The organism is Embleya sp. NPDC055664, from assembly GCF_053618075.1.
Genome location: NZ_JBSHGZ010000023.1, coordinates 1 through 12,229, shown reverse-complemented (window position 1 = coordinate 12,229; position 12,229 = coordinate 1). Strand labels below are relative to the sequence as shown.

6 protein-coding genes are annotated in these 12,229 nt (G+C 69.4%); 3 read left to right on the top strand and 3 right to left on the bottom strand.

What is annotated here, in order from left to right; translation table 11 throughout:
• The first annotated feature begins 640 nt into the window (after nucleotides 1-640).
• Complete coding sequence (locus ACWGR4_RS30195) at nucleotides 641-928, top strand: hypothetical protein (RefSeq protein ID WP_452131930.1); 288 nt, start codon at nucleotides 641-643, stop codon at nucleotides 926-928.
• Between the two features lie 242 nt (nucleotides 929-1,170).
• Here the strand turns inward: ACWGR4_RS30195 and ACWGR4_RS30190 are convergent, their stop codons facing one another.
• Nucleotides 1,171-3,483, bottom strand: a complete 2,313-nt coding sequence (locus tag ACWGR4_RS30190; RefSeq protein WP_452131931.1) for a hypothetical protein — start codon at nucleotides 3,481-3,483, stop codon at nucleotides 1,171-1,173.
• A 124-nt stretch (nucleotides 3,484-3,607) separates the two neighbouring features.
• Between ACWGR4_RS30190 and ACWGR4_RS30185 the strand changes: the two genes are divergently transcribed.
• On the top strand, nucleotides 3,608-3,814 hold the full coding sequence (locus ACWGR4_RS30185) for a hypothetical protein (protein WP_452131932.1): 207 nt from the start codon (nucleotides 3,608-3,610) through the stop codon (nucleotides 3,812-3,814).
• A 747-nt stretch (nucleotides 3,815-4,561) separates the two neighbouring features.
• Here the strand turns inward: ACWGR4_RS30185 and ACWGR4_RS30180 are convergent.
• Together ACWGR4_RS30180 and ACWGR4_RS30175 are read right to left on the bottom strand one after the other, a co-directional pair.
• Nucleotides 4,562-5,677, bottom strand: coding sequence for a methyltransferase domain-containing protein (locus ACWGR4_RS30180; protein WP_452131933.1), 1,116 nt, complete (start codon nucleotides 5,675-5,677; stop codon nucleotides 4,562-4,564).
• 562 nt (nucleotides 5,678-6,239) lie between these two features.
• Nucleotides 6,240-7,610 carry an AlbA family DNA-binding domain-containing protein gene (locus tag ACWGR4_RS30175; RefSeq protein WP_452131934.1) on the bottom strand — a complete coding sequence of 457 codons (1,371 nt, stop codon included), beginning with the start codon at nucleotides 7,608-7,610 and terminating at the stop codon, nucleotides 6,240-6,242.
• A gap of 320 nt (nucleotides 7,611-7,930) precedes the next feature.
• On the opposite strand from ACWGR4_RS30175, the gene ACWGR4_RS30170 reads away from it, so the two are divergent.
• Entirely contained in the window at nucleotides 7,931-11,173 is a 3,243-nt protein-coding gene (locus tag ACWGR4_RS30170; RefSeq protein WP_452131935.1) for a hypothetical protein, read from the top strand.
• Nucleotides 11,174-12,229 lie beyond the last annotated feature (1,056 nt).

Genomic DNA, 12,229 nt, shown 5'->3' with positions numbered 1-12,229 from the left:
CGTCAAGGCCTGCGACCCCGCTCGGGGCGGATGCCCCCGAACGGTCCCGATACCGGCGACAGTTGCTGCGGCTCCCCGTCCTGGCGCCGCCCGTAGCCCCGTCGGGTGCCGCGCCGACTGCGTCCGGGACGGGCGCGTCGATTACGCAGGTCCAGGCCCCGCCTCAACGCTTCTCAGCCCCGATCCCGCGCCGTGGTTGTTCGAGTCGGGTCGGCAGCGGCGATTCCCCACCCGCTCGCCGGTCGGCTCCATGTCGAGTTCGACCACCGCGCGGGGTACGCACGCGCCGCCCCCGAGGCATCAGCGCCATGACGACGGGCCCGAGGGGCGCGCCGGCACCACACCGCGGTCGCCGCGCCCTGCGCCCGGCGGGCCGACAGCGTCTGCACGTCCGGTCGGCGACGCAACGCCGTCCGCTTGGACAGTGACGGCAGTCCCATCCGGCCGACCGGTGGCGTCACGGTGAGTCCATCCCCCACTGTCGGACCCGTGGCCGGCGTTGCCTTCGGGGCCGACCCGGAAGTGGTGTGCGGCTGCGGGCGTCGGATCCGCAGGCGCACCATGGACCATCGTGGACGAGGCCGTTCGCACTGCGGGCCGCGGTGGTTCGGGGGAAGGGGAGGCCGGCAGGCTGGGTGTCATGGCGGATTCGGAGTGGACGCATGTGGTGCGGGGGGAAGTCGTCACGTTGCCGGGGACGTTGGGCGGTATCCGCGCGGCGCTTCCGGAGGAGCGGCGCGCGGAGTTCGACAAGGTCGTGTACGACACCCCCCTCGACGAGCTCGTGCGGCGTGTGGTGCTGGACTGGGCGTTGCCGCCGGAGGCCCACGAGGAGGCCGAGGAGGCCATGGAACGCGTCCGCCGGGGCTACTACACCGGTGTCGTCGACGCCGACGGCAACCCGGTGACCGGCCCTCCCGCCGAGTGAGGAGACACCCGTGGCCCGGTATCGCGTGCAGTTCACCGCCGGCGCCGAGAACAACATCGCGAAACTCCCCGCCGCACGCCAACAGCAGATCAAAAGCGCGGCGGACGGTCCCCTGGGTTCCGATCCGTACGGCAACGGCTCCTCGTCGGTGCGCGGCAACCGCGACCGCCGGGACGTCCCGGAGCCGCGTCGGTCCAGTGGCGGATACTGGCTGGGGTTCATGGCCCAGTCGTTGGTGGCTCCTACCAAGGCGGGGAGTCGCTCCCGTCGGGTTCCCAGCCGTACCACACATTCGTGCTCCGGTGGGTCGCCCGGGCCAGGTCTCTCACCGCGTGGGTATCGCCGGCGTCGGCGGCCTGTCGGTAGAGGTGTTTCACGTCTTGGTCCCCGTTCTTCTCCCGCAGTCGGGCGAGAGCTGTCACTGCGTGGATGTTTCCGGCGTCGGCGGCCTGCTGGTACAGGCGCTCCGCGTCGTCCGGTTCCCCGGCCGCCGCGTGCATGTCGGCGAGGTCTCCCAGCACGTAGGGGTGTCCTGTTTCCGCAGCCTGCCGGTAGAGGTGTTCCACGTCTCGGTCTCCGTCTTCCTCCCGCATCCGAGCGAGTTCCATCCACGCGAAAGGGTTCCCGGCATCGATGGCTTGCCGGTAGAGATGCTCCGCGCCGTCGCGATCCCCAACGTTCGCCCGCATTCGGGCTATATCTGGCAGTACGTGGGGGTTTCCGGTGTCGGCGGCCTGCCGGTACAGGTGCTCGGCAGCCTCCCAATCCCCGTTCTCCGCGTGCATGTCGGCGAGGTTTCTCAGCAGGAGGGAGTTTCCCGCGTCGGCGGCCTCCCGGCTCAGGCGCTCCACGATGTCCCGATCGTTTGACCGCATCCAGAGCAAGGCGTTCAACGCGTGGCGGAATCCGATGTCGCAGGCCTGCCGGTACAGGCGCTCCGCACTGGCCCGATCACCGGCCTCGGCGCGTATATCGGCTAGATACGTCAGCGCGAGGGTGTCTCCGGCGTCGGCGGCCTGCCCGTACAGGCACTCCGCACCGTCCCGATCACCGAACTCAAGGCGCAACCGGGCCAGTTTCGCCAGCCCGTTCGGACGCCCGGCGTCGGCGGCCTGCCGGGCGAGGAGCGCAGCGTGTCGATGACGTCCGCGTTCGCCCGCCTGCCGGGCAAGATCGGCCAGTTCATCGGGTGTGGCGGTGCGGAGGGCGGTTTCCCAGAAGGCGGCGGGCGGGCATACCCAGCGGCGCTCGTGGCGGCCGTGTTGTTCGAGGTAGTCGGCGAGCCGGTACATCGTCGCGCTGCTCGCTGCGGGCGATGGCGACGCGACGAGGGGGGTCGATGGGCGCCGCCGGGGGTGTCCGGTGCGACGCAACGGGGCATGTGTGCCGTGGCCGGGGCGGGCGAGCTCGTCGAGCGCGATGTCGGCCCAGTCGTCCCCGAGGAAGTCCCGCACGTTGCCGTCCAGATAGTCGGCGCTGGAGCCCACGAGGAACGCTCGCGGCAGGTGAGGCCCCACCCCGAGCCGCCGTGCGTCCATCGCCGCGCGCAGCAGGGCTTGCTCGGGCTCGGTGCCCTCACGGTAGCGGCGCAGTAGATCCGGGGCGCCGGCCAGGTCCTGGGCGATGCGACCGCTGTGGCGGGCGCGGGAGAGGGTGTCGGCGAGGTGTCGGTCCCCGGCGTTCGCCAAGGCGGTGACGATGCGCAGGGCGTCGACGTCGAAGGTGTCGGGGACAGCGAGGGTGCGCCCGGCCAGCAGTTCGCGGGCCCGGCTGTGTGGATCCGCCTCGCCGGGACGCGGGAGTCGGGTGTATCGGCGAGCGTATTCCGGCCACAGCGTGCCCAGCACGAGCACCGGGGCGCGCTGGGGGTCACTGAGCAGGGTGTGCACCGCGGCGGCAACCTGCTCGCCCACACGTGGGTCGCCCAGGTAGTGCTGGGCCTCGTTCAACCACACCACCGTGTGCGGTCCGACGCGGGCCAGATCCGCGAGCGCCGCGCCGGCCCGGCTGGGATCGAACGGATGCCACAGCCGCCAGGCCGGGTCGCCCAGCATCTGCACCGCTTCCCAGCAGGCCCGGGTCTTCCCCGTCGACGACGACCCGACCAACACCACCATCGCGCTGTGCCCGGCTGCGGCGCCGCGCACCGCCTCGCCCAGGATCCGGTCGTGGGCGCGTGCAACGTACCCAGGCAGCGTCCGGCCATCCCGCTCGGATCTGCCCGGGTTCGGTGGCGTGCCGGCCGGATGGACCTCCAAATCATGAGGATGCCACGCCTCAATGGACCGCCCCAATCGCGCATTCCGTGGGGCAGGACCTGCGCGCCGTCGCAGGTTCAGCATCGTGGGCTCGTCCAAGCCGAGCGCCCGGGCGAGCGCGGCGGTGGTTTCCGCCGACGGCAGGACATCGGGCCGCAGCGCGTCGTTGACCGTACTGCGTGCCAGGCCAGCCAGCCCCGCCAACTGTGTCTTGGTCCGGCGCGAGCGCGCCAGCGCGTCGTCGAAGCGGCGATGGAGTTCCGCCATCGCCGCCGCACGGGCAACGTCTCCGTCCATGGCCCCCGAAGGTTCCGCCGTTGGTGTCCGACGGTGACCATCATCGACCGGCGCGGACATCGGCGTACACGGTTTCGCCCACCATCGAGGAAGTCAACGCCCACCCGATTTACGGGAGTCCGTCATGTTCCTCGCCCTGGTGCTCATCGGCGCCGCACTGGTTGCCGTCGTCGGCCTGCTCGTCTCCGCTGCGACCGCCAAGCTTGCCCGCCTGGCCGGAGCTTCCCGCCCTCTGGCCCTCACTCGGTCCGCTGCCGCGTTCGGCGCCACCGTCACCCTCGCCGCGACTGTTACCGCAGCTCTCGCCGCCCTGGCGGCCGCCACTCGATGATCGCCCTACCCGCAGTAGTGGAGCGGCTCGTGTCCGGCGCCGCCGTCCTTGGGCAGGGTGGCACCTCGCGCCGGGGCCGCCGCTCGAGGGCCGGCCGCCGGACCGCCGAGCCGGTCCGGCGCCGCGTGATCGGGCCCGGGCACGCCCCGAGGCGTCGGCCGGTCACCGATCGACGCCTCGAACTCCACGCGAACCTCGCTGCGGTGTCGCCGTTCGGCCGCCCGTGTCCGTCGTCGTGTCGTGCCTCGTGTCGCGACGGCGGTTGTGGCGAGGTGGACTCCGGTTCGAGGATCGCGAGGGCGAGGGCGAACCGCTGCTCCTGGACCCGGGCCGTGATCGGCACACACCGATCACGGACGTGGTCCCGCATCCGCGCACCGCGTGGGTTGGCCTGACGGACGAGGTGTACGTCGACGAGCGCGGTGTCGTGTGCGGTGTGCCGACCATCGAGGAACTGACCCGCGCCGCCTTCAGACCCGTGCAATCCGTGCTCGAGGGGAGCAGCGACAACGATTGCGGCGCGCGGAACCCCAGACACCGCCACCGGCCGCACCGACGCCACCACGAACGCCTGCTGCGCCAACAGCCGGCGCGGATCGCCGCAAGTGACCGCAGGATCGACCAACGGATCACCGCATGCGAACGGGAACTCGACGACGGACCCGCGCCCACGGGAACACAGTGTCCACCCGCCGCTGCGCAGCGGCGGTCCCCCTGCCACTGTCGTGGTTCGCCCGCCTGGATGGACTACATCTCCCAGCGTCGTTCGGGTTGTTCTGCCCAGGCCCATTGCCGACCACGTTCGACGGTGATGCCGAAGTCGTAGCCGTGGATGCGGTGTTCGTCCTGCCATTGCAGGGCGGCGTCGACTTCGTCCCACAGCCGGCGCGGTCCACCCTGGACGGCTTTCCCGACTCCGGGCCGGTCATCGACCAGAGCCCAGGACCCCCCGCGGTCCCACAGTCGCCACACCGTGCCGCTCCCGAGTGTCTCCAGCCGCACGTCGGGGATTCTCAGCGCGACGGCGTGCGTGAAGTTCCCGTCCCGGTACAGCGAGTCCAGCACCCACTCCACCTCGGACTCGCCCGTGGCGGGCTCGGCCTCGCGAGCCGCCTCGAAGGCGGCCTTGGCGCGTTCGCCGCGCAGTTCCATGAACGCCACGCTGCGCACGAGCTTGCCGGACGCGGTTCCGTCGTCGCCTGAGACCAGGCGCAGGAGGGCGCCCGCGCCGAAGCCGGGCGACCACGGTGCGACGATCACCGCGCCGGGGCGGGTCTGTTCGATCCACGCGTAGGGGACCCGGTGCGTGAAGGCGGCGGTGGCGTGCACCCGGTCGAAGGTCCCGGCGTCGGGTGCGCCGAGGGTGCCGTCGCCGGTGATCACCGTCGGCGACAAGCCCAGCCGGGCGTGGGCGGCGCGGGCGCCGGCCGCGAGGGCGGGGTCGATCTCGACCGAGACGACGTTCTCGCCGCCCAGGCGCCAGGCGAGGAGCGCGGCGGTCCAGCCCGGCCCGGTGCCGATCTCCAGGACGCGTTGGCCCGGGTGGACGTCGAGTTCGGTGAGGAAGGAGGCGACCGCGCGGTAGTCGCTGAGCGAGCTGCTCGCCAGGTCTCCCACGGAGTTGGTGGTGCCGTCGTCGACCTGGGTGACCACCGGTTCCGGCCGCAGGACCACCTCGTCCCACGCGTCGGGGTCCGCGTGCCGGTCCACCGCGGTGTACCGGCCGGACGCGGGGTCGGGGTGCCAGACCGTGTCGGGCGCGAACGCGGCGCGTGGTACGGCGAGCATGGCCTCGCGTACCCACGGGGCGGGGAAGGCGCCCTCCCTGTCGAGGGCGCCCACGATCGCGGCGTCGTCCCGCACTAGGGCTTGTCCTTCTTACGGCGTCCCGGACCAGGGTTCCCGATGCCGGGTAACGCGCCGTCCTGCTTCTGCTTGGGATCGGGCTGCGGCGGATCCGGTTGGGGCGCCGGCGGCTTGCTGTGATCACCCACGACGGGGCCTCCACGTCCTCGGAAGCGAGATGACGTTCCGAGCATGACGCGACACGACGAGCGACGGCAAGACCACGGCGGCCGACGCCCGACGAACCGCAGGGCGCCGGAGTCGGTCGGGGCCAGTGTCCGGGGCTGTGGCGCATGACGCCTGCCTCGCTCGCCGGGATCCCGAGGCCGGTGCCGAGGTCGTCCCAGGGGATCCGGTCGGCCCGAACGTTGACCGCGGCTTCGCGGCCGATGCGCGCGGTGGCGCGCTCCAGCAGGTCCACGATGTGCGGGCGGGGACGCCGACATCCGCCGCAGGATGGCCCGTCGTTACTACGGCGGAGTCGGTCGCGGGTTGACGCCGCCTGGCCCGTGTTCGGCGGACGGGGGCGATCGCTGCGGAAGGGGGCGAACGGTTGCCGTGTCGGATCGGGCGTTGGTACTCAGACGACTTCGACGCAGTGGCGACCGGCCCAGGTGACGATGGCGTCGCAGAGATCTTTGGACCAGGCGGCGCGCCGGATGTGCCCGTCTGTGGTGACGGGGGCGGCTTCGGGGATGCCGAAGGTGTGCAGCAGGCGGTCCGCCAGGGCGGATGTTGCCTGCACGAGTGCGGGGCCCGCGTCGGCGAGGTCGTCGAGGAGCGCTGTGATCTCCGCCTGGGCGGAGACCGCGTTGAACGTTGCGGACTGTCCGGATCGTTGCTCCACTACCAGAGGATGCGCCGGTTCGCGTGAGGGCACCCCCGGGCGTGCGATGGGCTCCGGTGGCGCCCAGGGGTGGGAGTACATCTCGTCCACGAGATCGACCTCGTTGACCGTCCCCGTCGTGCCGCACCGATCCCGCGCATGGGCACCGAGGAAGGCGAGCGCCGACATCAGCCGATGCACGAGCACGTCCGCGTCGACGACACGAACCGACGTGTCGTCGTCCATGGTGTAGACGCGCGTGTTGACCGGGTGGGCCCAGATACCGGCGCCGTCGTCGTGGAGATACGCCAAATCCTTGCGCGACGCGGGAGGGGGCCAGTCCAGGCGCAACCTGCAACGCCCCACGCTCACCTGGAGAAACGGCTGCTGCGACAGGCCCAGAAGAGGCCGCGCGGCCAGCAGGGCCGCTTCGTGCGCGACGAACGACCGCTGGTTGATCGGCATCTCACCGGGCACATCCGGGACCAGCGTGACCACCAGGTGCGGCCGATCGCGAGTACGTTCCTCGGCGACCAGGTCCTGTTGGACCTCGCGCATGCGTTCCCGACGGTCTGCAGCGGCCTGGAAGCGCTGGTGGTAGGCGGTGGCGACGTGCGTCTCGGTCAGCCAGTCGGTCTTGCTGCCGGCGCGTCGCGGGTAGCGTAGGGCAGCGGCCGTCGGCTTCGTCGGTGGCGCGGTGACGGCGTGCGGCCCGTGAGGACTGCGCGGCACGGCCAAGAGCAGCATGCCCCGACCGGGGTCGGCGGGGTTGGGCTTCCTGAACGGTTCCCAGCGCACCGGGGGAGCGGTCGAAGACGCGATGCGTTGTTGCAGGTCGCGGACATGGGCGTCGTCGAGTTCGACGTCGAACGCCTTCGACGGCACGCCGCGGGCTCCCGCGACGCCGATCACGATGACCCCGCCCAAATGATTGGCGAACGCCGCCACATCCTTGGCCAGTTCCTCGCGACTCTCGGGAGCGGCCGTGTAGTGAGCCTGTTTGTAGTCGAGATCCTCCGCCTCGGCGGCGTCCGCATTGCCGATCAGACCCACCAAGTCGGCATAGCCGATGTCAGCGACAGCGCCGCCGAACAAATCCTCGAGACGACGCGAACGAAAGACCATCGGCCCAACCTACGCCGCAACCGCCGTCCGAAGCCTGACAACATCCGAACACGACGAAGACGCCCGCACGCGAGGGGACTCCTCGACACGATCACCGACCTCGCCTCTTCGCCGAGCAGCCGGCGTGCCAGCAACAGAAGACCACTGACGGCAGGAGACGACAGACTGGACGGGTGAACGACGACTCGAATGTGTGTCCACCCGAACTCACACTGCCGGAACTGACTCGACGGACGCAGACAGGATCGCTCCCGCTTCCACTGCCCAATCCGCCGGTATTGCCCCTGGATCACCTGGACCCTGGGGTCTTTGAGCGTGTGGTGGCGGAGCTCGTGAGTCGCCGACACAATCTCGGCGTCCAGTTCTACGGGCGCAGCGGCCAGGAGCAGTACGGGCTCGACATCGTCGAGCGCAGGTTGAACCATCGCAGGACGCTCTACCAGGTCAAGCGCTACGCGGTCATCACCCCGGCGAAGTTGCGCGCGGCCGTCGTGGAGTACGCCGACTCGGCGCGCCCGCAGGGACACACGGAACCGCCCCGACTGTTCCACCCCGAACGATTCATCGTCGTGACGTCTGCTCCGGTGGACCACGAGACGAAGGTGGTCAACGAACTCGCGGTTCTCCAGGACGAGTACGCCGGCGACTTGGACATCGAGTGTTGGGGCGCCGAAGCGATCAGTCGTGTCCTCCGGAACGAACACCACCTCGTGTACGCGGTGTTCGGAGGGCCTTGGGCGAAGATGTACTGCGGATTCGATCCCGGGCCCCCGAATGCGGCCCTTCCGCCGGCCCTTGGTCTCGTTGACGATCCCGTCGCCGTGCTCGGCTTGGACGCCCTCGAGGCGGATGCCAACGAGGTCGCAACCTCGAACCGATCCAAAGCGGCCCGTTTGTACGGACTCGTCGCGGATGGTCTCAAGGCAGGGAATTTCCCCGGCCACGCGACGATCCTGCGCGTGCGACAAGCCGAAACCGAAATCGAGGACGGCCGTTTCGCCACCGCGTTCAACACCCTGTTCGACATGACGCTCGGGCGTGTACGCACCGGGGAGAGACGCGCACTCGGGCACCTCCAACACCTGTGGCCCCGGCTGAAGGACTTCCTGGACGCGGCTGCCCACCACCGGATGTCCCTCCTGGAGTCGATCGACGGCTGGTACGAGCGAGGGTGCAACCCCGAGGCCGACCTCGTATCCCTACGAGCCTTGGAGGCCGCGGGCGACGAACACGTCGCCGTGTTGTGTTGCCTCGTACTCGAACAACTCGTCGTCGACGGCTGGTACGACTTCACACCACCACGCCCTTCGGCCGTCAGCCCCGACGACGATCCGGCGAACGCGATCGCCGCTCTGGCGGAGACGCGAGAACTCGCCTCGCGCATGGACAGCTCGGATCCCGAGATCCGCGCCCGCCTGGCATGTGCGGTGGCGGACGCCGCTTTGACGGCCGATGCCGGGGTGGATGACGTCCTTCGGGTCTTCGGCACAGTCGTCGAGAACGCGATCGGCGGACGCCTGCGCCATGCCCGCGGCCTGGTCGTCTCCCGGGTTGCCCACGCACTCGGGGTCAGGGGCGCCATCGAGCGCGCCGACAACTACTGGCGTTACTCGATTCTGGCGTCCAGCGAGCACGAACTCTACGGGGACGCCCGGGGAGCGATGCGCGCATCCCGACTGCTGCTGCAGGACGACGGCCGATACAGCCGGACGCCACTGCACGTGGCCACCAGCGCGCTGCCCTCCCGGAAGTGCCTCATCGACTCACCGTTCGACCCGGCGCACATCGCATTGGAGGCCGCCCACGCAGGACGTCTGCGCGAAGCGTTCGGCGACACCCGTCGATACCTGTGGCAGAGCCGCTTGTCCGGCCACCTCCAAGAGGAACTCAACGCGCTGTCGTTGTTCGGTGACGTTCTCGTCGCCACTGGTCAAAAGACGGCGGCCGTCGAGTTCTACATCGCCGGCGGGGCGGCCGCGAAAGCCGTGAAACACGCGAAGGACCTAGACGAACCGGCCGACGTCCGAGCGGGGCTGACCTCCGGTGTCCGTCGCCGCCGAAACGCCGCCGTTCAAGTCGTCGGCGCCCAGGCCGCGATGATCGATGATCAAGACGTGACCGACCTCGTCAACACACTGATGCCGATCGCTGACCAGTGGCCCCAAACCCGTAACATCGGGCCTCGTCCCGAGGTCGAAGCGCTGAAGGCAATCGCCGCCTTCGGCGTCCGCATTCCCGACACCAGTGTCGACGCGATCCTGGCCTTGGCACAGCCTGCCCTCGCGACCCCCACCTGGGCGGGAGAACCCGTCGCGAACCTGTTGATCCAGACGTACTGGACCATCGAGCAACGGCGCGAGGACCTCGCGACCGCTCTCACCAGCATGCTCCGGCAGACAACGCCCCCGGAATCACTCTGGACGCTCGTGGCCAACCTGCCCGAAGACGCACGCGAGCCGCTGCTGCCCACGATCACCGAACTCGCCGACACCGAAGACCCCGCAGCGATCCAAACCCTCGCGACCTGGGGAAACGCCACCCCCGCCGTGCAGCTTGCCGCCCGTCGAGCATGCGCGGCACTGCTGCGCATGCCCGTGGGAGTCACCCGTTCAACGACGGTCCTCGGAACGTGGGAATCCACCACCGTCGATCTGCTCCTGGGCCTGCTCGGAACCGAACAACCCGTGGCTGTTCTCCCGGACGAACTCACAGCCGACAAATGCCAACTCGCCGGCGGCGTCCTCTACGTCACCACAACCGTCGTCGCCCCTACCAGCCCACCAAACACGCCACCACAAACCCCGCTCGACACCCAAGACGACCCTCAACCACAGGACGAAGCCGCGAACACGGCAGCCTCCCCACCAACGGCACTGGCCACGGCCGTCGCCCTCCACCTCACCGCCACGATCGAAGACACCCACTACGGAGCAGCACCCCGCGCCCAGTCCGTACGAGCGCTGCGCCGCATCCTGGAGCACATCCCGGCCGAGACCACCGCAACACTCGTGAGTCGACTCGCCGCGGTCAGCAAGACACCGAACTTCAACGCCTCCGACCTTGCCGCGATGGAGGGAAACAACCCACTCAGCTCCGTACGTATCAATACCGGGGCGCACAAACTCCCGGGCCTGGCCATGGTTGCTGCGGCCGAAGCGCTGGCACTCACGCAAACCCCCGGCACTCCGACGACACCCGGCGGGCAAGCGTTCGTCGACCAAGCCGTGGCAGCGTCGCCGGCGTACCTTCGCAGCGAGAACCGCGACATGCGCATTCTTGGCGCTCTCACGCTCGCCACCTTGGCCCAAGCCGACCCGCGATACGCCGCGCTCGCCGCCGGACTGCTGTCACACCCCGACGACGACGTCCGGGCTCTTGGAGTCGCACACGCTCCGGCGTCATCCGAGATGTTCACGACACTGGTGGACGACCCCTCCATGCAGGTACGGGCGGCACTCGCTCGCCGAGCGCTCGAACTCCCCGACCCAGTACGGGACATGCTTGCCGAGGATCCACGCGTGGAAGTACGACGCACCCTCACCCATTTCATGTCCAACGACTAAGCAAGGACGAGGGTCGCGCACGAGTTGCGGGATCATCCAGGTCTCGCAGTCCTGAACGCGGATTTGCATCGCATCCGGGATTGTTCCTGACCTGGTTTTCTCGGACTTCCTTGTTCGGTTATTCTGTCGGGTTTCCTTACGCCTTTTCGGCTCGATCTATCGGTCGGGGAGGGGCGTGCTGCGGCGTTGTCCCGGCCCTGGTGGTGGCCAGGTGGCGAGGCCGCGATATCGGGTGTCTCGTCTCAACGCCGAGTCGAAGGAGTGGTGGTCTGACCTGCGGTGCGGCACGGATTGAGAAGGCTGTGCTGTGCCTTGTGACCTGTGCTGTTGCGGCGGAGTGTGGGGCGTGCCTGTGGCCGTGGGGTGGTTGACCTGCGGTGTCTCTCGGTTTCCTGTCGGGTTTTCCTTACGACTTTCAAGTCTCGGGTTGTTGATCGGGCGCCGGGCTTGTCGATGGCGCTGTGCGGCGTCGTGCCAGCTGATGGGTGGAGTGGCGGCGGATCCGGGCGTGAGGGCTGCAGGAGGGCGTCCAAGTCGCTTGTCGGGGTTCCTGGTGGTTGCCGTGTCGGACTTGTGGTGGCCGTGGAGGGCTGGTTCGATGTGCCTGCGGGTCGGTGCGGGTTCGCTCGCTGGGTGTGGTGGTGGGGCCGCGGAGCGGGCCGGGTCCGGTGTCCGGGTGGGGTCCGTGGGTTTCCCCAGATCGTACCCGGTGCAGCTTTTGATGCAGACCTTGTCGGTAGTGTGGCGCGCACCTATATTGGAAGTGGCTGGCCCGGTGGTGAAGTCGCCTGCTTCCAATGATGGTTCGCGATGACGGTGCCAAGTCGCGTGATGTTTTGGGGTGTTGGTTCGCTCCACTAGTCCGATGCCCGGTCTGGGCGACCCCGGGAAGAGCGCGGCCCCGGACGCGAACCCCCGCTGTTGCCAGCGCAGTTCCCGAGCGAAACGGTCGACAGCCGGAGACGTCCGGCACGGTGGGCAATCGCGTAGCGATTGCGTGTTGGTTGGAAGTGACGGAGTCACTTCCAACCAACACCTCTTGCGACCCGTAGGGTC

Bases quoted from the DNA above. Each gene is read 5' to 3' on its own strand.
- ACWGR4_RS30190 (WP_452131931.1), bottom strand. From the start codon at position 3,483: ATGGACGGAGACGTTGCCCGTGCGGCGGCGATGGCGGAACTCCATCGC.
- ACWGR4_RS30195 (WP_452131930.1), top strand. From the start codon at position 641: ATGGCGGATTCGGAGTGGACGCATGTGGTGCGGGGGGAAGTCGTCACG.
- ACWGR4_RS30185 (WP_452131932.1), top strand. From the start codon at position 3,608: ATGTTCCTCGCCCTGGTGCTCATCGGCGCCGCACTGGTTGCCGTCGTC.
- ACWGR4_RS30175 (WP_452131934.1), bottom strand. From the start codon at position 7,610: ATGGTCTTTCGTTCGCGTCGTCTCGAGGATTTGTTCGGCGGCGCTGTC.